Source organism: Oscillatoria nigro-viridis PCC 7112, from assembly GCF_000317475.1.
GTDB classification, from domain to species: Bacteria; Cyanobacteriota; Cyanobacteriia; order Cyanobacteriales; family Microcoleaceae; genus Microcoleus; species Microcoleus nigroviridis.
Genome location: NC_019729.1, coordinates 287,837 through 307,233, shown reverse-complemented (window position 1 = coordinate 307,233; position 19,397 = coordinate 287,837). Strand labels below are relative to the sequence as shown.

Below are 19,397 nucleotides of genomic sequence, written 5' to 3'. Positions count from 1 at the left end.
TTGAAAATACAGGCTTTCGGGCGGGACGCCCATCCCACAAAACAATCAAAATCATCCCGCTATGCAACGCCTCCTAATTTTTATAGTCCACACGGGGTTCTCTACAAATTAAGCAATCCTGGTAGGAATTGTGAAATCTTTCTCTTCTCTTATCTTCTCTTCTTATCATCATGAACTAACTAGCACTAAAGCGCCACTCCGAAGGGCGCTTGTTCGCGGTTCATAAAAAAATAGTTCACAAATTAAACAACAAAAAAGCACCTTAACAAAAGTGCTTTCATGAATATAAACTTTCCGTGTCTGACGAAACTTTTACGAGTAATTCCGGGGAGTGCGTGCACCTACAGATGCTCCTACCATCGAAGCAACTAAACCCAATAGCGAGCCGAACAAGAACGACCAACCAGCTTTGGCAGCATTAGCAGCAATGTTGCGAGTATCCTGAGCAGATACGTTAGGTGCTCGGTTCGGCAAATTCACCCCGCCCTGCTGCGCTTGATTAATTGCTTCTCCCGCATTCGCAGCGATGACGCCAAAAGTACCGGCCACGCCATTTGCTAACAGCCAAGAGCCAATTGTTAAGGTAGTTGCCCACAAAATTGCTCCGTTCAAAAGCGCTGTGTTGCGATTCATCGGGCCGCAAGCGCGAGCAGTTACCCAACCGCCAACTGCTAAGCCAATTAACAAACTGATAATTGACCAAATTCCGACGCCCGTACCCACGTCTCCTGATATAGTGCGCGGAGCTCCTGAATTAGCAATGTTGCTCAAGCCGATCGCAGCGCCCAATGCACTTAACACCAGTTGTGTGCCGATCGCAATTACCAAGCCCGAAAAAATCGGGCCCCAACGTACTCGATCGTGGTATTCCATCATTGAATTCACAACCACGGGTTCGGTACCAACGTTATCTACAGGTCTATTTACGTATGACATAGGTTTTTTTTTTCCTCTTAGAGTTGCTTTATTTTTTAACAATCTTTCACCTAAGTATTGATTCTGGCTGAGATTGATAGAAACTATATCTGCCTGGGGAAATAACCACTATCTATGTCTGAAGAAATAAACAAAAAAGTCATCAACCCTCAGCCAGCAGCTATTAGTTAATGACTGATGACTGATGACTGATGAGTGATAACTATTTTATCCCGTTAGAAAAGTTCGCGGACGTATACAGGAAAGACAGCTTAACGCAATCTTACTGCCGTTCCAACGGCAGTAATCAGCAGCAAAGCCCCGTTCGAGTCTACATTAATCGTGCCGGTGTCAACTTCCACCCCGATTACGGCATTGGCGCCCAGGCGCTGGGCCCGTTTTTCCAGTTCCGCGAGGGCATCTCGCTGTCCTTTGAGAAACACTTCCTCGTAACTGCCGGTGCGCCCGCCGATGATGTCGCGAATGCCGGCGAAGAAATCTCGCAGGGCATTGGTGCCGTAGACAACCTCAGCAGTTACAATTCCCAGGTAAGATTGAATTTCTGCTCCTTGGATGATATCAGTTGTTGTTACAATCATCAGTTGGCCTCAATCGCGAAAATTTTGAGTGGGTCTTATTCTGTAGATTTACTACATCTCGCCGCTCAAAGATTCCTGGTAAACCATAAGTTGTCAGCTTGCCAAGCAGACAGCAACTCGCTCTTTCATTCCACATACTCTTTGAAACACATGGCCGTGCACAAACAAAGTCTTTTGGTATTCAGTACGTTGCTAGTAGCAGGATTCGCTGTCGCAGCGCCGCAGATAGCGCTCTCAGCAGAAACATCAGTTCAAGTCAACCCTCAAAATAATTCAAATTTAGATGCTCTGCTGCGGCAAGGGCGGGAGTTGGTAGACTCAGGAGACTACCGCAAGGCGATCGCCATTTATCAGGAAGCAGCGCGTTTAGATACGGAAAACCCGCGCATTTTTTCTGGTATTGGCTATTTAGAAGCGCGTCAGGGCAACTATCAAGCCTCAGTAGAATTTTACCAACAAGCGATCGGTCTGGAACCGAAGAATGCTGACTTCCAATACGCATTGGGATACGCTATGGCGAATTTGCAAAACTATCCCGCAGCAGCCACAGCTTACCGCCGCGCCGCTGCGCTCGATCGCAAAAATGTCAATGCCCGGATCGGTCTCGGAGTGGTACTCTTTCAGCAAAAAGATTACAGCGGTGCTTTTAAAGCATACCAAGAGGCGATCGCCCTCGATCCGAAAAATTGGCAAGCTTATTCTTCAATGGGTTTAGTATTGATCCAGCAGGGAAGTTTTGCCAGTGCAGTCACCGTGCTCCAACAAGCAGCCGAACTCGCTCCCAAACAAGCCGGTGTCCAGTTAAAATTAGGCACTGCTTTGCTGCGTGCCGGCTATACTTCCGAAGGGCTAGCAGCTTTTGAAGAAGCTGCCAAATTGGAGCCCCGGAATCCAGAAGTGCAGTTAGAAATTGGCGAACTTCTCAAGGGTCAAAACGACTTAGACGGAGCGCTGGAAGCTTATCAGCGGGCTATTGCGGTGCGACCAAATTTAGTGGAAGCACACGCAGGAATCGGGGAAATTCAACTGGAAAAACAAGATTTTTTAGGAGCGATTGCCACTTTTAAGCGAGTGATCGGGCTCGATCCAGACCGGGCTGAAGCTTATTACAATATGGGTAAGGCACTCAAAGCGCGCGATCGCAAATCCGAAGCAATTGAAGCTTTTCAACAAGCCCTCGACACTTACCGCCAGCAAGGAAACAATGATGGTGCCCAAAAAGCTGAGGCGGCGCTCCAGGAACTAAAGCAATGAGTAATTGGTAATGGGTAATTGGCAATGGGTAATTGATAATTACATCGTTCCCATACAATAGATCCCGGAGGGCGGGTTTATGTGTTTCTTCAATTACCTCAAAGATGGCTGGTTAAACCCGCCCCTAAATCTCTTGCAAACAGTCAAATGCCAATTCACAACTGACAACTGACTCATGAATTCAAGTGATTCTAGACCGCCGCTTTACGAAATGAATCCGCTAGGTCGATTTGACGATCGCGCCGCCGATTATGTCAAGTACCGACCGAGTTATCCAGCCGCTGCGATTGATGCGATTTTAGAAGGACTTGGGGAACCTTCGCGGTTAGCAGCAGCAGATGTCGGTGCTGGAACGGGCATTTCTTCGCGTTTGTTAGCAGAAAGAGGCCTTCGAGTATTAGCAATCGAACCCAATGCCGAAATGAGACAAGCGGCTGAAATTCACCCTTTGGTAGAGTTGAGAGAAGCAACTTCCGAAGCAACTAATTTGTCTGGATCGTCAATCGATTTAGTAACTTGTTTCCAGTCTTTCCACTGGTTCAATCCTGTTTTAACTTTACCCGAATTTCGGCGAATTCTCAAGCCGTCGGGAAGGTTGGCTGTAGTTTGGAATTTGCGCGATCGCGCGGATGAATTGACACTAGGCTACACCCAAATAATCAAGACCGCTTCCAACAACCATCCTGCTGAAAGACGAGAGAACTCGATAGAACCTCTGCTAAAAATTTCGGATTTTATTAATATCCAAAGCCGGGATTTTGCGAACAAACAAGATTTAGATTTACAAGGACTTATTGGACGGGCTCAGAGTTCATCGTACATTCCGAACTCTGGGCCGCAATTGCAGCAACTTATCTCGGATTTGACCGAACTTTATGAAGCTCACTGCGGCGATCGGGGCTTTGTTTCATTGGTTTACCAAACTAGGGTTTATCTTGCAGCTCGTTCTGATTCTTAATATTTTTTACCGCAGATGAAGGCGGATTGACGCGGATTTATGCGATATAATCTCAGGGCGAGTTGGCATGGGCGATCGCTCTGTAAATTCAAGAGGAAATAAGCGCGATCGCACAGTAGCATTTGGTAAAAACTCCATCTTTTGTAAGATGTTAAAACAGCTTCCTGAAGGTGAATCTATTTCTATTGGTAGAGTCGGCCAACTTGTTAACATTTGTAAAATGAGCAAAATATCCTATTCCCAGAGCTTCATCTATGCAAACGTATGATGTGATTATCATAGGAGCAGGTCACAACGGACTGGTCTGCGCCTCTTATCTCCTCAAAGCGGGATATACGGTCTTGTTGTTAGAAAAACGTTCGGTTCCCGGCGGTGCGGCCACTACCGAAGCTGCGATTCCCGAATTACCCGATTTTAAATTCAATTTGTGCGCGATCGACCACGAATTTATCCATTTAGGGCCAGTTGTAGAAGAATTAGAACTGGAAAAATACGGTTTAGAATATCTTTACTGCGATCCAGTTGCCTTTTGTCCGCATCCCGACGGCAAATATTTCTTAGCGCACAAATCCGTAGAAAAAACTTGTGCTGAAATTGCCCGCTACAACGAGCGCGATGCTAAAAAATATTCCGAATATACAGACTTTTGGCAGCGGGCTTTAGGTGCAATGGTTCCCATGTTTAATGCGCCACCAAAATCCCTCATAGATATTGCCGGGAACTACGATATTGCAAAGCTAAAAGATTTATTTTCAGTGATAGGTTCACCCGATAAAACGCTGGACTTTGTTCGCACGATGCTCACCAGCGCGGAAGACCTTCTCAACGAGTGGTTTGACGAGGAATTTATCAAAGCACCCCTAGCAAGATTAGCCGCAGAACTCGGCGCGCCTCCTTCGCAAAAAACCCTGGCTGTAGGCGCAATTATGCTGGCAATGAGACACAATCCCGGCATGGCAAGACCGCGCGGCGGGACGGGCGCATTAGTGCAAGCCCTGCTCAATTTAGTGAAAAGTTACTCGGGTGTGGTACTTACCGACCAGCACGTCGAAAAAATATTAGTTGATAACGGTCGCGCAGTAGGAGTTCGAGTTGCCGGTGGCACGGAATACCGCGCTACAAAAGGTGTCATTTCTAATATTGATGCTAAGCGCTTGTTTCTGCATTTAATGGATGACAGCGATGTCGATGCTGCTGACCCGAATTTGCGGGAAAGATTGGAGCGGAAAATTGTTAACAACAACGAGACTATTCTCAAAATAGACTTAGCTCTCAATGAAATGCCCAAGTTCGAGCGCTGGAACCATCGAGACGAGTATTTAATGGGATCTGTCTTGATTGCCGACTCGGTGAAACACGTTGAAATTGCTCACAGCGAGCCTTCAATCGGCAGAATTCCCGACTCCGATCCGTCGATGTATGTGGTGTTTCCGACGGTAAGAGATCCGTCAATGGCTCCCCCCGGACACCATACAGCTTGGATTGAATTTTTTGCTCCTTACCAGATCGAAAATGCTGAAGGAACCGGCCAGCACGGTACGGGTTGGACGGATGAGCTGAAAAACAAAGTTGCCGATCGCTGCATCGATAAATTAGCAGAATACGCGCCAAATATCAAGAATTCAATAATCGGCCGTCGCGTGGAAAGTCCGGCCGAATTAGGAGAGCGTTTGGGCGCTTTGAAGGGAAATTATTACCACGTTGACATGACGCTAGATCAGATGATATTTTTCCGTCCTTTGCCGGAGTTGGCGAATTACAAAACGCCGATCGACGGTTTGTTTCTGACGGGGGCGGGAACTCATCCTGGCGGGTCGATTTCGGGTATGCCGGGACGCAATACCGCTCGCGTTTTCCTGCACTCGCAGCAGCCTTTCGTGCAGACTTTGGCAGATGCGGCTAATTCTCTGAAAGCGAAGGGTAAGTCGGTATTTCGGAGTAATGAGAAGTAAGATTTTTAGCAACCGCAGATGAGGGCAGATCGACGCAGATGAACGCAGATAAATTAATTACATCTGCGTTTTTTTGTATTGATTTATCAGTGGGCGAGTGCGAGAATTCTTTCTGGTTGATTTCCTGTGAAGGGAAAACGATTGGCGATCGCCCTCAATACTGTTTCTAAATCCTGTGCATCTTTCGCGCTTGGTGGCGGTGGTTCGCGTTCCATCCAATCTGTTAAAATATTTTGTCATCAGAGATCGTATTCCATCGATAAAATTCTCAATATTAGAAGAACAAGTTAACGCTGAAGGCATTTTTCAACTTAGTGTCGCAGCCAAACCTCTAATGAAAGCAGAACAGGCAAGTCGCTGGTAGAAGTCGCTCCCCATCGGCAGATCAGGGCGATCGCCGCCGATCCCCCAGCGTCTCACATTCTCATAAATTCATACTTTATGCGGATGAAAACGCCGGGCCAAAGTTGAGACACTGAAACCTGGCGTTACCCTTTTTTGAGCGATGGCAAACCAAGTTTTGATTGTCGGCGGGCGGGGACGAATTGGCAGCAGCGTTGCCCAAGACCTTGTTACCCACACCGACGCAGAAATTATTGTTACCGGACGCAACTCTGAAGCCTCTATTGGGCAGGGATTGCCGCCGGATAGGGTGCATTACCAAACTTTAGATTTAGCAGACAGTGCAGCCCTGCACCAAGCGGTTTCATCCTCTAATCTAGTCGTTCACTGTGCCGGGCCTTTTCACTACCGAGACGCTGGGGTGCTGAAAACTTGCATAGAAGCAGGTGTTAATTATACTGATGTCAGCGACAGCCGCAGTTTTACTCGCAGAGCTTTAGAATTGCGCGAAATGGCTAAGAATGCTGGGATTACTGCTATTATTAATACGGGCATTTTTCCAGGTGTTTCTAACAGCATGGTGCGCCGAGATGTGGAACAATTAGATGAAGCAGAACACATCCATTTGAGTTATGTAGTCGGAGGTTCTGGCGGTGCTGGTGTTACAGTAATGAGAACCACTTTTTTAGGTTTGCAAACTCCTTTTGAGGTTTGGGCCGATCGCAAGTGGCAGCAAGTAAAACCCTACAGCGATCGCGAAACAATTGAATTTCCCGCGCCCTACGGCAACACAGGGGTTTACTGGTTCGATATGCCGGAAGCAATCACTTTGCCCGAAGCTTTCCCCGTCAAATCAGTGGTGACTAAATTCGGTACGTCTCCCGACCTTTACAATCACCTTACCTGGTTTGTTGCCAAGTATTGGCCCGCTAGCTGGCTCAAAAATAACTCCGTGATTGAATTTCTCTCCTACGTCAGTTACGGGATGACCAGTGTTACTAATAGTTTTAGTGGGGTTGGTGTCGCAGTGCGATCGCAAGTGACCGGTCTCAAAAACGGTCAACCCGCTAAAGTTTGCTCGACAGCGGTACACCCAAATGCTGCCGCCGCTACTGGCATCGGTACTGGCAGCATAGCTCAATTAATGTTGGAAGGAAAACTAAAAAAACCTGGCGTTTGGTCGGTAGAACAAGCTCTTTCTACTGAGCTGTTTGAAGGAGCAATGCAGAACAGAAACCTAGACATAGAACAGGTTATTTTGTAGTTAATTAGGTTATTTATAGCAATTTAAAATGTTGGATAATGGGATTTTTTCCCGAACTGCGAAGACGCGAAAGACGCGCCGGAAAACAAGATTCAGGGGCTTCGTAATTGATGGGAAAACCCCTATCTAGGGTTCGTCGCAGGAATTGCGATGGCCCCTCTAAGGAGATGAGTTGCGCTTGTCTAACGAATCTATCTTTTGGTAGAAGTAATAGTAACAAGCAGGCGCTTAAGATATGGGACATCACGGGAAACATCCCTTTTGGCTCGCTCTAGATGCGGTAGCTGCGACCAAGACTGCGCTGGAACTAAGGTTGTAAATGTGCGATCGCAGTGAAGGGGCGACAAACACCATAATTTTTGCGGAAAAATACGAGGAGAAGTTGATATGAAGCGGGTTTTAAAAGCTCTCGGACAAACATTGATTCAAAGCATTTTGCTGGTCTGTACGCTAGCTTTCATTAGTTTGGCAGGTCTAGCCTTAGCACCAAGTCAGGCTGCTCACGCTGCGGGTCAATACAGAACTCAGGCGCCGCCAGAAGCTAAAATTACTGACCCCGCAGAAAGTTTCGAGGATCTGAATCCCCAAGCAGCTTACGATGAAATAGTCAAAACTGCTCAAAATCCTGCAAAGGTCGAGAAAGTTTACGACGAAAGCTTAAAAGAGTACAAGGGAGAACACCCGCAAGAAGGCATAGTTCAAAAAGCTGAAGATTTGATCGAAAAGGTCACGGGCAAGTAATAAATCAACAGATTTATATCTAACTCAACTTGTTGTAAATACCGAGTTGGAAGGGGTACACACTGGAGCATAGCTCAGAACTCACTTGAACCTAACTAGGTAAGGTGCGCGGTTCGGCGCACCTTACCTAGTTATATTATCGTGTCAAACCATTTTTGCGTCCAGGATAGTTCGATCATTTCTATTCTTTTTAAGCTAGCAGATTCATCCTGTAGGCAGATGAATACAGAGAAACTTAAAAGGTAAATTTAGTCATAGTTACAGTTAAATAAAAGGAAAAAAATATCATGAGTGATGACAAAAAAACGGTAAAGGAACCTGATGCTAACCTCGACCCGCTTTCGGGGGAAACAGGAGCTCATCCAGTGGCAACGGGTATCGGTGCGGCGAGTGCCGGTGCTGCGGGTGCTGCGATCGGCGGTGCGGTGGGCGGGCCTGTAGGAGCAGTTGTCGGCGCTGTGGTGGGTGCGTTTGGCGGCGGTTTGGCGGGCAAAGGTGTGGGCGAGGCGATCGACCCCACGGTAGAAGATGCTTACTGGCAAAGCAACTACAGTTCCCGTCCTTACGCGGACACTAGCGCAACTTACGAAGACTATCAGCCTGCATACCGCACCGGTTATCAGGGATACAGCCGCTATGGCACTACTGGTAAGAAATACGACGAAATCGAACCGGATTTGCAGCGCGACTACGAAACAAATCGCGGTAAGTCTAATGTGACTTGGGAAAAAGCTAAGCACGCCACGCGCGACGCTTGGGATCGGGTGGAACGGGCGGTTCCTGGCGACATTGACAAAGACGGCCGCTAAGGGCTTACGCCAAGTATTTTTCAGTCTTGGACGCGCACAAACTCAAGCGTTCCGGTTATTTTTAGCCGGGTACCGGAATGGAGGGAAGTGTTCGATCGAAAAAACCCGGCTGCTGCGTCTGGGACTGTTGTTGAGAGGCGGCACAGTTTTTAACGCGAGTTTAGCGAAGTTTTTGGGGATTTTCAGCCCCTCTCTACATCGGAGAGGGTATTTTTATGCTCCCTTGAAATCGCATTTTTCAGGACGATTTTTATTTCACAGGACTGTTCGCTGCGAGAAATCGCTAGAGACGTAGAGGCTTTGCTGTGCGGGACGATCGCACTCCTAATAAACGCTTTTTACAAAATCGGGATGCTTCCGTTTGAGATTAACATTTTTTTTTGACTGTTAGCCTTAAAATTAAACTAATTCAGGACTGAGGCATCGATCGCATATTTTGGTCATTGTTCGCGATGCGCTTTCTTCAATCGCAGCCGGATCGTAAAGCGTTGGTGGCTTCAAGTCCGATAATTGTTAAAAATCTAAATCCTCTCATTCAAAATCGGTATAAATTGTGGATGAAATCTTGGAAAGAGCTTGGACACTCAAGCAAAATTTAATTGACTTTGTGCTGGATGCTGAAGGCGAGTTGGCGGTAGCTTTGGAAGCTTTTGCTGCAGCTCGATCGACTGGCGAGCGCTACGACATTGCTCAGCAAAATCAAGTGATTGACAGCTTTACCATCGAAGGTAAAGTCGGAGAGAAAACGCCGATCGACCTATTTGTCGAAAGTCAACCGGATTTAACCCAGGGCGATCGCAGTTTGCTGGAAAGTTGGGGGCACAGAAGCTTCACGGGCTTATTTGAAATCACTCAACTTTCCCCCGACAGATTTGAACTGATGAACTGGCTGACGGCTAAGCACTACGTTGTCAAGCCCAACAGTCCGAATTTTCTGCAAGAAATGTCTCGCTTTAAGTTAGGAGAAATCTTGCTGGCTCGAATTTCTCCCCTTACCGATGACTGGTGGATACTTTCGAGCTCTCCCATCCTGAAGGGGAAATTGGGTAAGCCGAAGTTGGCGGTGGCGATCGGCAATTTCAAGCAAAATCACAAAAATAATTTGTACAGCGATGCGCCGGAATTGTTAGAGCAAGCTTGGCAGTCTGTAGAACAGTACCACGAAGATTTTACCGATTTTTTTGGCACCGATGAAGTCACGCTATCGGGATATCACCTGAATAAACAGTTGGCTGAATTTCAGGAAGTAATGACTAAAAAACGCCTAGCTGATATCGGCATCGATCAAAGTAAATCTCTGGCGGAGATCGTTGAAGATGCCGGAGTCGATTCAGAAGAAATTAAAGCAGCAGCTATAGCAGCAGCCGGTGCAGATCCTTCTTCAGTTGAGGTAGCGATCGACAGCAATGCTAGTTCAAAAATGGTAATGCCCAAAGTCGAATTGCCCGATCGCTTCAAGAAAGCCGAACAGGTGACAGCGCTTTCTCATCCTCGCTGGGGACAGACCTTTTTGTCTACTTACGCTCAATTTACTGCACTGCTAGCAGCCGAAGACTTTTCAACCGTTCCCGGTTACGAAAAGCTGGTGCGTAACTATCTAGAAGATCCTGCAATTAATGTCTGGATTTGGCAGCGGTTAGCTAAAGTTAATCCAGCGAAATTATCACAAATTTTGCAAACTGTATTGGAACGCCCCGACTTTCAGATCGATCGCGATTTAGATGCCTTGCTGCAAGAGTTTAAAAAACCCTTAGAACCCGAACTCCCCGAAATTGCCAGCGTTCCCGTGCACCTGCACAACTTATTTCAGGAAGCTTTAGGCGAAGTTAATAAGTCAAAGTCTAAACCGCAGGAGAAAAAGAAAAGCTCTAAAGGCTTTAAATCCTAACCAGCTAAGTTTGTGGCATACTCACAGCTAGCTGTGAGCTTATTGCCCGGTAATATAACTCAAATAGCTTTGCAGTCAGGACTTTAGTTTTTCATCACTGCGATCGAAAAAACTGAATTCCTCACTACAAACACTTTTTTTTAATCTTCAACTTGTCTGACAGCCATGCGTTGCAGCGGCAGGCTGAGTATGCTAGAAGCAGTCAACAAGTAAGAAAGAACCGCAGTCAGCTTCAAACTGAGCAATAACCAGCTATCTTCTGGTAGGTGAAGTTTCAGCCCGAAAAAAGAGATGCAGTACACTATCCAGTAAGCAAAGCTCATCTTGATTAGGATTTCTTCGCTCAAAGTGCGCTCGTCCGTTGGCTGCGAGTTGCGATTATCGCCCAGCAGGACTAGACCCGCAATAGAAGCCACAAATGAAACCATAACGAGATAGTCATGCCAGTTAAGCTCAACCATTTCTAAACTCCGCTTTTATCCGAATTTTGGGAATCAGACATCAGTCTAAAGGATAAGTTTTCCCGGTCAAAGCAATAGTTACAAATTGAAACAGCCATAGTTACAAATCGCAATGAAAATTCACCGCAACCACCAGCCACAGGCTCGTTTAGTCAGCCGCCAAGGACAATTCCCCTTAAATATTGTCAAGTTGGGAGTACCTCGCCTCCATTTTGCCGACCTCTACCACAGGCTGCTAACTCTTTCTTGGCCGCGATTTTTCATCCTGATTTGTCTCTTCTATATAGTCACGAATTCTTTATTTGCCTTAGCTTATTTGGCGGGAGGAGATTGCATTGCTAACGCGCGGCCGGGTTCTTTCCCAGATGCCTTTTATTTCAGCGTCCAAACAATGGCGACGATCGGCTACGGCGCCATGTATCCGCGCACGGATTACGCTAATACTATAGTCGCGATCCAAGCGCTTTTTGCTTTGTGGGGAGTGGCAATGGTTACGGGACTGGCTTTTTCGAGATTTTCTCGACCAACAGCCAGAGTTATCTTCAGCCGCGTAGCTGTAATCGCTCCTTTCAACGGTGTTCCGACTCTGATGTACCGCACGGCAAATCAGCGTTTCAACCAGATTTTAGAAGCGCAGCAGCGAGCTACTTTGATCCGCGATGAGGTAACGCCGGAAGGAGAATTTATGCGGCGTTTTTACGATTTGCAATTGGTGCGGAGTCACTCTCCGATTTTTGCCTTAACTTGGACGGTTATGCACGCAATTGAGGAGAGCAGTCCTTTGTACCAACTTACTGCCCAAGACTTGATGGAACAGCAAGCGGAAATTGTAATTACGTTAACAGGAATTGACGAAACTGTTTCGCAAACTATTCATGCCAGACATTCTTTTGTGGCGTCTGAAATTATGTGGAATATGCGGTTTGTAGATATTCTTTTGAAATCGGCAACGGGAGGGCGGGTGGTTGATTATACTCGGTTTCACGATGTGAAGCCTGTTGAAGAGAAGTTGTGAGTATAATAGTGCTAGAATACCTCTAGAACGACAAAAGTTGATATTTATGACTTCAGTTACGACGAAGATGACACTCAAAGAATTGCAACCGCAACTCTTGGCTTTAACTCCCGAAGAAAAGGCTCAAGCTATACAATTCCTAGCCCAAACTTTAAGCAACTTTTGGCCGGGGATTCAAAAGACTCCCGGTGTCATGGGCACAGAAGCCTGTATCCGAAAAACTCGGATTCCTGTTTGGCTGTTGGTAAGTTATCGCCGTCAAAGTGCCAGCGATGCTCATATTTTAGAAGGTCATCCCGATCTGAGTGCCACAGATTTGGTGAATGCTTTTAGTTATGCTGAGGCATATCCTGATGAGATTGAAAGAGCAATTCGAGAACAGGAAGAGGCATAAACAGTGGCAGATATTTATACCGCGATCGCACAAAGCATTAAAACTGAGATATTTTACCATTTTAAATCAGGCTTTTATGAACGGGCTCTTCGGCCCGTTCCACAAGAAATTTATTCTTTGTGGAACGGGCCGAAGAGCCCGTTCTTGAAAAGGGTACAACATCTCAGTTAACATAAACAAAATACTACTCGTACTATGCGAATAATTCATACTGCTGACTGGCATTTAGGGCGGCGTTTTCGAGGGATCGATCGCACTTCCGAAATTGCGATCGCCCTCGAACAGATTTTGAAGCAAGCAAAAGCATTGGATGTCGATGCTGTGCTCGTTGCGGGCGACATTTTCGACGTGCCAAACCCACCCGCTTACGCCGAACGCATTGCTTATAACTTTTTCTGCGAACTCCAAGCTGCAGGAATTCCCGCAATTGCGATCGCCGGTAATCACGATTCGGCATCCCGCATCGACAGCATCGCGCAATTGCTTTCCCTCGCCGGTGTTCGCGCTTTAGGCAAACCCAGGCGTTCCGCAGACGGCGGCACAATTACTCTCAATACAAAAAGCGGTAAACTTTGTGTGGGAGCGATGCCTTTTGCTTCCGAACAAAGACTGTTAGATGCTAATTCTCTCTGGCAGTCTGGCGATGCCGATCGCCGCAAAGATTACCGCGAAATCGTAGCATATTTAATCGAAGATTTAACCAGGGATTTTAGAGACAATACTGTCAATATTCTCATGGGACACATGAGCATTGACGGCGCTCGATTGGCAAAATCCGAAGTCGCTTATTACACGCGAGAAAAATACCTCCTGTCATCGCAAACTCTGCCGCCGGAAGCTCAGTATATTGCACTCGGACACATCCACATTCACCAGCGGATTTCTGAGACTTCTCCCGCTTATTATTCCGGTTCTTTGATTCAGTTAGATTTTGGAGAAGCGGAACAGGAAAAAGGATTTTGCTTGATAGAAGTTGAGCCGGGAAGTCAGGCGAAGGTGGAATTTAAGCCTGTGGCTTGCCACAAGCCGTTAAAAGTGCTTAAATGTCATAACGACAATCTCGATCGAACGTTACAAGCTCATCAGTATCATCCGGGTTTCTTGAAAGTAATTGTCGAACTGGACAGTCCGCAAATCGGACTTGCCGATCGAGTCCGCCAAATCTGTTCTCAAGCGCTGTTAATTGAACCGCGCTATCCAGATGCAGCCCTAGAACCAACAGAAATAACTAATATCGATCCCAATAATTTCGATCCGGCAGCAGAGTTTTGCAACTATTATCAAAACCGATTGGGGACGACACCTAAACCGGCTGTATTGGAGGAATTTAAAACTTTGTACAAGAAGTTTAAGGAAACAGTTAATAATTAAATGGGTAAAAAAATACAATCCCAAATCAAAAATCTCAAATTAACTGGTTCCCAGGCTCCGTCTGGGAACCTATATGACTTTTGCTCTGCCTCGCGCTTAAATAGAAACATAGGAGGCAGACCCTCCCGATCTGCTTTACCAGGCTCCACCCGATCAAGAGTAATAGAAATTCAACATCTAAAATCTAAAATCTAAAATCAGTATGCGTCCACTCGAACTTATTCTAGAAGGATTTACCAGCTTCCACCGCGAACAGCGTTTAGATTTTTCTCAACTCGATTTGTTTGCAATTACTGGTGCTACAGGTGCGGGCAAATCTTCACTGTTAGATGCCATGACTTACGCTCTTTTTGGCACTACTACTCGCAGCGGCAAACAAGTAAGTGATTTGGCAAGTCAAGGCAGCGAAAATTTAAAAGTGCAGTTGCGTTTTGCTGTGGGTTCGGCACAGTACCGGGTGACGCGAAGGTGGCGTTTCCGCCCGAAATCTCCCGAAAATAAGGTGATTTTGGACAACTGGCAAAATGGTCAATGGGAAACTTTGGGGACGAGTATTGTTGCTGTTCAAAATACCATTGAACAGATTTTAGGAATGGATTTTGATACTTTTACGCGAGCAATTGTTCTGCCTCAAGGCAAGTTTGATGAATTTATTAAAGGGGATACATCAAAACGTCGGGAAATTTTGCGGCAGCTAGCGGGATTTGAGATTTTTGAGCAGATGCGGAAGGAAACAAATGAGCTTGCCAAGTTGCTGAAACAGGAACGGGAAATGGTGGAAAGGCAGCTAGCGGATTTGAGTGCGCCGACGGCGGATGAGGTGGATCAAAGACGATCGCAACTTTTGATTTTAGAGCAGCAGTTGCCTGAGTTCGATCGCGCTGTGATGAAAGCTCAAAAGGATCTAGATGAAGAGGAACAGCTATTTTCGCAAATCGCTCGCTGGCAAGAGCTGCAACAACAATTGGCTGAATTAAATGCTAATTCCGCTGAGGTTACAATTTTAGCACAGCGTTTAGAAAGAGCGCAAGCTGCCAATCATTTACAGGGAGATTGGGCTTTATTGCGATCGGCTCGCAGTCAGTACGAAACTGCAGAAAGTGCCTCGGTGGCAGCGCGGAAGCTGTTAATTAAAGCTCGCTCCGAGCTGGCAGTAGAGCAGCAGCAATTTGACGCGGCAAAAGCCAAAGAAGAGGCACTAGCACCACAAATTAAGGCTCGCGAAGATGCTCTAGCGGCTGCGAAAGTATATGAAGAACAGCGCGCTCAATTAGAAAAAGAAGTTGCGCTTGCCCAAAAAAATCAACAGGAAAAACTCCGCTTTTTTATGGCAGCAGATAAAGACCTGCAAGCTGCTAACAATAAAATTCAAGGCGCGGGTTTTCGAGTGACTCAAGCAGCGGCACAGCTCGCACAGTATGCGCCGGGAGGAAAGCGCTTAGAGCAATTGCAGCAAATTTCACCCTTGTTGATGGAAGTTCAGCTAATTACCAAGCAGCAAAAGACTCAGCAAGAACAGTTGGATAAATCTCGGGCAGAGAAGGAAAGCGCTCAACAAAATTATGTGGAGGCTACCACTAATTTAGAAGCCGTTGAACTCAGGCTAAAAGAGTGCGATCGCGAGTTAGAATCGGCCCAAACCGCTAATGCGGAAGCGGCACGTTTAGAGAGTGTTGCTGCTGTCAGAATGTCGCTGAATCCTGGGGATACTTGCCCGGTGTGCGGGGGGGTGCATCCTGAGAGCGATATCCTCCCTCCTTTGCCGAATTCTAATATTGTCGATGTCGCTGGTTTGCGGCAGAAATTGGCGGCAGCAAATCAGGTTTTTCAAGATGCTCAAAGGTTGGCTGCTGATAGAAAAAGTGCGGTTTCAGCCTGCCTGCAAAGAGAGTCTGAAATTGCTCAAATGCTCGAATTAACTGCGAATAGAGTTGCCGAATTGCAGCAGCAAATCACTCAAGTCCTGGAGACTCCTCATTGGGAAAGCTTGGGGTTGCAGCAGGAGTTGGCAATCCTTAAAGAGAGCGATCGCCAATACCGCGAAACCGAACAGCAGTTCCAACTGGCATCATTGGAATATGATAATTTTCAGGAAAGATTTAATTTGGCGGTGGCGAATCAAGCAGCTAAACAGCAGGAATATCAAGATGCGATCGCCGAATCAGACCGCCGCCAGCAGCAGTTGCAAAGTTGTGTAAATGCGCTTTATCAAATTACCGAATATCAACCTTATGCTAATTTAGCAAAAGTCTTAGAACAAGACAAGCAAGACTTGGCAAATCTGCTGAAAGTTGCAGAAAAATCCTATCAAACTGCTCAAAATAAGGTTATTCAAGCAGCAGAGAGAGAGCAACAAGCTGGAGAAGTTTTTGGACGAGCCCAAGCCCAGAAACAGCAGCTAAACCTGGATTGGTCAGCAAAATTAACGGCGGCTGATTTCACAGAAGAGACATTTTTAGCAGCGGTTGCGACAGTTAAGGAACAATCAGAATGGGAAAATGTTATTCGCTCTCACCGCGAATCAAAAATTCAGTTAGAGACGCGGGCAAAAGATTTGAGCGAGGCGATCGCAGGCAGAACTACCGATGAGAATAATTTAGCACAAGTGCGATCGGCAAAAAATACCGCCCAGGAAAACCTCAAACAAGCCAACAACAACCGCGCCGAACTTTTAGCTTGGATTCAGGTAGCAGCCCAAAATCTCGAACAAGCCGAAAGACTGTCACAGCAAATCACAAATTTCACAGAACAAGAGCAAACTTATCACACCTTAGCGCAGAATCTAAAATCCAACGAATTTCAATCTTACATTCTAGAACATTTAGAAGCAGAATTAGTCGGCAGCGCCACATTAATTTTGCAAGAATTAACCGAAAATCGCTACAAACTAAAAAACCAAGATGGCGAATACTGGGTAGCAGATAATTGGAACGGCGGGGAAGCTAGACGAGTACGCACTCTTTCCGGCGGCGAAACCTTTGCCACTTCCTTATCAATGGCTTTAGCTTTGTCAGAAAAACTGTCTCAAGGAGCTCACTTGGGCAGCTTGTTTCTCGATGAAGGATTTGGCACTTTAGATACCGAAACTCTCGAAAGCGTTACTCAAATTTTAGAATCTTTGCGGCAGCGAGAAAGGCTGATTGGAGTGATTACCCACGTTCGAGAATTGGGGGAAAGATTGCCCGCACAAGTGAAAGTTTCTAAATCCCCCCAAGGTTCTAAAATAGAAGTTAAAAGAGTCTAATTATAATATAATAAGACTTATGTCAAAAGTAGTTCTGCTCGCTATTTCTAGCGCTCTGGGCGCGCCGTCTGCATCCGACAAACTCTATATTTAGGGTGTGTACTACGCACTGGTTAACTAAGCTCTTTTTGGATCTAGTAAAACAGTTTTTTCAATCATGCCAGCCAAAGATATCTTTCACAACACAGTACGTGCGGCTTTGGAGAAAGATGGATGGATAATTACTCACGATCCTCTGTTTCTAAAACTAACTTCTCAAGTAAAAATACAGATAGATTTGGGAGGAGAAAAATTACTTTCTGCCGAAAATGGGAGAAAAAAAATAGCAGTCGAAGTAAAAAGTTTTGTGGGCTTGTCGGCGCTGTCAGAATTCCATACGGCTGTTGGTCAATTTCTTAATTATCGAGTAGCATTGGAAAAAATGCAATCAGAACGAGTGCTGTATTTGGCAGTGCCTACAGATATCTATCAAGATTTTTTTACAGACTCGTTTGTTCAAACTGTGTTAGAACGATATCAAATAAATATGCTGGTTTTTCATGTGAAGAGACAGGAGATAACATTATGGAAAGATTAGATTATCGCCAGTTAGTTCAGAAAGTCATACATCAACACGCGACAGAGCAGTCTGAGCAAGATGTAGAAACCACTGAAATTGTTTTCGATACGGAACGCGACCGCTATTTATTGTTGTATGTGGGATGGCGGGATGAAGAACGAATTCATGGATGTCCCATTCATGTTGATATCAAAGATGGAAAGATTTGGATTCAGCGCGATTTTACGGAAGCAGGAATTGCCAATCAATTCCTAGAATTTGGAGTCCCTAAAACAGATATTGTTTTGGGATTTCGAGCGCCTTATGTACGGCAATTTACTGGATTTGCGATAGCATAAATCATTAAATAATTCCCCAAACAACAAGATACCCACAACCCCGAATTCTCCAATAATTCGGGGTTCTAATCTGTAAGTTCGGTCAATCTACTTAACGCCCCAAGAAACAAATATTGTATGAAAAATTACCCGACTCGAATGCAATCGGTACAGTCGCCCATAATTCCAGTAGTTGGCGAACTGATTCGCCAAAATCCGGGAACGATATCATTAGGACAAGGCGTAGTTTACTACAATCCGCCACAAGAATCATTTGAAAAAATACCCGAATTCTTCGCAAATCCCGACAATCACAAATACAAAGCTGTCGAAGGAATTCCACAATTACAAGATGCTATTGCAGCCAAACTAAAAACAGATAACAACATAGAAATTAACAGCAAAAACTGCATTGTTGTTACCGCCGGCAGCAACATGGGATTTACCAACGCCCTTCTCGCTATTACCTCAGCGGGAGACGAAGTTATTATCCAAGCACCTTATTACTTCAACCACGAAATGGCGGCAATTATGGCAAATTGCCGACCAGTGATAGTAGAAACGGACGCCAACTATCAACTTGATATCGATGCTATAAAAACAGCAATTACCGACAAAACGCGAGCCATAGTTACCATTTCACCAAATAATCCCACTGGTGTTGTTTATTCAGCCGAAGCACTCCGGGAAGTTAACGAAATTTGTCGCCAGCACAACATCTATCACATCAGCGACGAAGCTTACGAATATTTTACTTATAACGGCGTCAAACACTGTTCGCCCGCCGCTTTTTCCAATAGCAGCGAACATACAATTTCTCTGTTTAGCCTCTCCAAAGCCTACGGTTTTGCGAGTTGGCGGATCGGGTATATGGTAATTCCCGAACACTTGCTGGTTTCAGTGAGAAAGATTCAAGATACAATCTTAATTTGTCCGCCGGTAATTTCTCAGTATGCAGCGCTGGGAGCCTTGCAAGTTGGTAGAGGTTACTGCGATAATTATGTAAGGGCGATCGCATCCGTGCGCCAACTCGTATTAGACGAACTCAATACCATCCAAAACTTGTGTACAATTTCCCCAGCCGCTGGAGCTTTTTACTTTTTCTTGAAAGTTGATACTGAACTCGATACAATGGAATTAGTAGAACAATTAATTCGCGAATATCACGTAGCAGTGCTTCCCGGTACAACCTTCGGCATGGATAGCGGCTGCTATTTGCGGGTTGCTTACGGTGCTTTGGAGAAAGCAACCGCCACCGCAGGTATTAGGAGATTAGTTAAAGGTTTGAAGACAATTTTAAACAAGTAAAATAGG

General features: G+C 45.7%; 19 protein-coding genes. 14 read left to right on the top strand and 5 right to left on the bottom strand.

What is annotated here, in order from left to right; all coding sequences use genetic code 11:
* Positions 1 to 312: 312 nt before the first annotated feature.
* Positions 313 to 936, bottom strand: coding sequence for a hypothetical protein (locus OSC7112_RS01340; protein WP_015174233.1), 624 nt, complete (start codon positions 934 to 936; stop codon positions 313 to 315).
* A 251-nt stretch (positions 937 to 1,187) separates the two neighbouring features.
* Positions 1,188 to 1,514 carry a YbjQ family protein gene (locus OSC7112_RS01335; protein ID WP_006634531.1) on the bottom strand — a complete coding sequence of 109 codons (327 nt, stop codon included), beginning with the start codon at positions 1,512 to 1,514 and terminating at the stop codon, positions 1,188 to 1,190.
* 150 nt (positions 1,515 to 1,664) lie between these two features.
* Here OSC7112_RS01335 and OSC7112_RS01330 point away from each other — a divergent pair, with 150 nt between their 5' ends.
* Positions 1,665 to 2,768: a tetratricopeptide repeat protein gene (locus OSC7112_RS01330; protein WP_015174232.1), complete on the top strand. Its 1,104-nt coding sequence runs from the start codon at positions 1,665 to 1,667 to the stop codon at positions 2,766 to 2,768.
* A 175-nt stretch (positions 2,769 to 2,943) separates the two neighbouring features.
* Complete coding sequence (locus tag OSC7112_RS01325) at positions 2,944 to 3,726, top strand: class I SAM-dependent methyltransferase (protein ID WP_015174231.1); 783 nt, start codon at positions 2,944 to 2,946, stop codon at positions 3,724 to 3,726.
* Positions 3,727 to 3,732: 6 nt separating this feature from the next.
* Here OSC7112_RS01325 and OSC7112_RS41545 read toward each other — a convergent pair whose 3' ends face one another.
* Positions 3,733 to 3,864: a hypothetical protein gene (locus OSC7112_RS41545; RefSeq protein WP_263053570.1), complete on the bottom strand. Its 132-nt coding sequence runs from the start codon at positions 3,862 to 3,864 to the stop codon at positions 3,733 to 3,735.
* A gap of 116 nt (positions 3,865 to 3,980) precedes the next feature.
* On the opposite strand from OSC7112_RS41545, the gene crtO reads away from it, so the two are divergent.
* Entirely contained in the window at positions 3,981 to 5,678 is a 1,698-nt protein-coding gene (crtO, locus tag OSC7112_RS01320; protein ID WP_015174230.1) for a beta-carotene ketolase CrtO, read from the top strand.
* Between the two features lie 86 nt (positions 5,679 to 5,764).
* Here the strand turns inward: crtO and OSC7112_RS41540 are convergent, their stop codons facing one another.
* Positions 5,765 to 5,893 carry a hypothetical protein gene (locus tag OSC7112_RS41540; protein WP_015174229.1) on the bottom strand — a complete coding sequence of 43 codons (129 nt, stop codon included), beginning with the start codon at positions 5,891 to 5,893 and terminating at the stop codon, positions 5,765 to 5,767.
* Positions 5,894 to 6,183: 290 nt separating this feature from the next.
* On the opposite strand from OSC7112_RS41540, the gene OSC7112_RS01315 reads away from it, so the two are divergent.
* The 4 genes from OSC7112_RS01315 (at position 6,184) to OSC7112_RS01300 (ending at position 10,722) form a co-directional block, all read left to right on the top strand.
* The gene (locus OSC7112_RS01315) at positions 6,184 to 7,284 is read left to right on the top strand and encodes a saccharopine dehydrogenase family protein (protein WP_015174228.1); all 1,101 of its coding nucleotides are present in this window, start codon (positions 6,184 to 6,186) and stop codon (positions 7,282 to 7,284) included.
* A 387-nt stretch (positions 7,285 to 7,671) separates the two neighbouring features.
* The gene (locus OSC7112_RS01310) at positions 7,672 to 8,025 is read left to right on the top strand and encodes a hypothetical protein (RefSeq protein ID WP_015174227.1); all 354 of its coding nucleotides are present in this window, start codon (positions 7,672 to 7,674) and stop codon (positions 8,023 to 8,025) included.
* A gap of 287 nt (positions 8,026 to 8,312) precedes the next feature.
* Positions 8,313 to 8,834, top strand: a complete 522-nt coding sequence (locus OSC7112_RS01305; RefSeq protein WP_015174226.1) for a hypothetical protein — start codon at positions 8,313 to 8,315, stop codon at positions 8,832 to 8,834.
* 553 nt (positions 8,835 to 9,387) lie between these two features.
* Positions 9,388 to 10,722: a hypothetical protein gene (locus OSC7112_RS01300; protein ID WP_015174225.1), complete on the top strand. Its 1,335-nt coding sequence runs from the start codon at positions 9,388 to 9,390 to the stop codon at positions 10,720 to 10,722.
* A gap of 140 nt (positions 10,723 to 10,862) precedes the next feature.
* On the opposite strand, the gene OSC7112_RS01295 is transcribed toward OSC7112_RS01300, so the two are convergent.
* The gene (locus OSC7112_RS01295) at positions 10,863 to 11,183 is read right to left on the bottom strand and encodes a hypothetical protein (RefSeq protein WP_015174224.1); all 321 of its coding nucleotides are present in this window, start codon (positions 11,181 to 11,183) and stop codon (positions 10,863 to 10,865) included.
* Between the two features lie 112 nt (positions 11,184 to 11,295).
* On the opposite strand from OSC7112_RS01295, the gene OSC7112_RS01290 reads away from it, so the two are divergent.
* The 7 genes from OSC7112_RS01290 (at position 11,296) to OSC7112_RS01260 (ending at position 19,391) form a co-directional block, all read left to right on the top strand.
* Entirely contained in the window at positions 11,296 to 12,198 is a 903-nt protein-coding gene (locus OSC7112_RS01290; protein WP_015174223.1) for an ion channel, read from the top strand.
* Positions 12,199 to 12,265: 67 nt separating this feature from the next.
* Positions 12,266 to 12,592, top strand: coding sequence for a DUF433 domain-containing protein (locus tag OSC7112_RS01285; RefSeq protein WP_041622309.1), 327 nt, complete (start codon positions 12,266 to 12,268; stop codon positions 12,590 to 12,592).
* Positions 12,593 to 12,787: 195 nt separating this feature from the next.
* Positions 12,788 to 13,963 carry a metallophosphoesterase family protein gene (locus tag OSC7112_RS01280; protein ID WP_015174221.1) on the top strand — a complete coding sequence of 392 codons (1,176 nt, stop codon included), beginning with the start codon at positions 12,788 to 12,790 and terminating at the stop codon, positions 13,961 to 13,963.
* 202 nt (positions 13,964 to 14,165) lie between these two features.
* A complete protein-coding gene (locus tag OSC7112_RS01275; protein WP_015174220.1) occupies positions 14,166 to 17,207 on the top strand; it encodes an AAA family ATPase in 3,042 nt (1,013 codons plus the stop codon).
* 157 nt (positions 17,208 to 17,364) lie between these two features.
* A complete protein-coding gene (locus OSC7112_RS01270; RefSeq protein WP_015174219.1) occupies positions 17,365 to 17,784 on the top strand; it encodes a XisH family protein in 420 nt (139 codons plus the stop codon).
* Complete coding sequence (locus OSC7112_RS01265; RefSeq protein WP_015174218.1) at positions 17,772 to 18,104, top strand: XisI protein; 333 nt, start codon at positions 17,772 to 17,774, stop codon at positions 18,102 to 18,104. Before OSC7112_RS01270 ends, OSC7112_RS01265 begins: the two co-directional genes overlap by 13 nt.
* 117 nt (positions 18,105 to 18,221) lie before the next feature.
* On the top strand, positions 18,222 to 19,391 hold the full coding sequence (locus OSC7112_RS01260; RefSeq protein ID WP_015174217.1) for a pyridoxal phosphate-dependent aminotransferase: 1,170 nt from the start codon (positions 18,222 to 18,224) through the stop codon (positions 19,389 to 19,391).
* Positions 19,392 to 19,397 lie beyond the last annotated feature (6 nt).

Bases quoted from the DNA above. Each gene is read 5' to 3' on its own strand.
- OSC7112_RS01340 (WP_015174233.1), bottom strand. From the start codon at position 936: ATGTCATACGTAAATAGACCTGTAGATAACGTTGGTACCGAACCCGTG.
- OSC7112_RS01335 (WP_006634531.1), bottom strand. From the start codon at position 1,514: ATGATTGTAACAACAACTGATATCATCCAAGGAGCAGAAATTCAATCT.
- OSC7112_RS01330 (WP_015174232.1), top strand. From the start codon at position 1,665: ATGGCCGTGCACAAACAAAGTCTTTTGGTATTCAGTACGTTGCTAGTA.
- OSC7112_RS01325 (WP_015174231.1), top strand. From the start codon at position 2,944: ATGAATTCAAGTGATTCTAGACCGCCGCTTTACGAAATGAATCCGCTA.
- OSC7112_RS41545 (WP_263053570.1), bottom strand. From the start codon at position 3,864: ATGGAGTTTTTACCAAATGCTACTGTGCGATCGCGCTTATTTCCTCTT.
- crtO (WP_015174230.1), top strand. From the start codon at position 3,981: ATGCAAACGTATGATGTGATTATCATAGGAGCAGGTCACAACGGACTG.
- OSC7112_RS41540 (WP_015174229.1), bottom strand. From the start codon at position 5,893: ATGGAACGCGAACCACCGCCACCAAGCGCGAAAGATGCACAGGATTTA.
- OSC7112_RS01315 (WP_015174228.1), top strand. From the start codon at position 6,184: ATGGCAAACCAAGTTTTGATTGTCGGCGGGCGGGGACGAATTGGCAGC.
- OSC7112_RS01310 (WP_015174227.1), top strand. From the start codon at position 7,672: ATGAAGCGGGTTTTAAAAGCTCTCGGACAAACATTGATTCAAAGCATT.
- OSC7112_RS01305 (WP_015174226.1), top strand. From the start codon at position 8,313: ATGAGTGATGACAAAAAAACGGTAAAGGAACCTGATGCTAACCTCGAC.
- OSC7112_RS01295 (WP_015174224.1), bottom strand. From the start codon at position 11,183: ATGGTTGAGCTTAACTGGCATGACTATCTCGTTATGGTTTCATTTGTG.
- OSC7112_RS01290 (WP_015174223.1), top strand. From the start codon at position 11,296: ATGAAAATTCACCGCAACCACCAGCCACAGGCTCGTTTAGTCAGCCGC.
- OSC7112_RS01285 (WP_041622309.1), top strand. From the start codon at position 12,266: ATGACACTCAAAGAATTGCAACCGCAACTCTTGGCTTTAACTCCCGAA.
- OSC7112_RS01280 (WP_015174221.1), top strand. From the start codon at position 12,788: ATGCGAATAATTCATACTGCTGACTGGCATTTAGGGCGGCGTTTTCGA.
- OSC7112_RS01275 (WP_015174220.1), top strand. From the start codon at position 14,166: ATGCGTCCACTCGAACTTATTCTAGAAGGATTTACCAGCTTCCACCGC.
- OSC7112_RS01270 (WP_015174219.1), top strand. From the start codon at position 17,365: ATGCCAGCCAAAGATATCTTTCACAACACAGTACGTGCGGCTTTGGAG.
- OSC7112_RS01265 (WP_015174218.1), top strand. From the start codon at position 17,772: ATGGAAAGATTAGATTATCGCCAGTTAGTTCAGAAAGTCATACATCAA.
- OSC7112_RS01260 (WP_015174217.1), top strand. From the start codon at position 18,222: ATGAAAAATTACCCGACTCGAATGCAATCGGTACAGTCGCCCATAATT.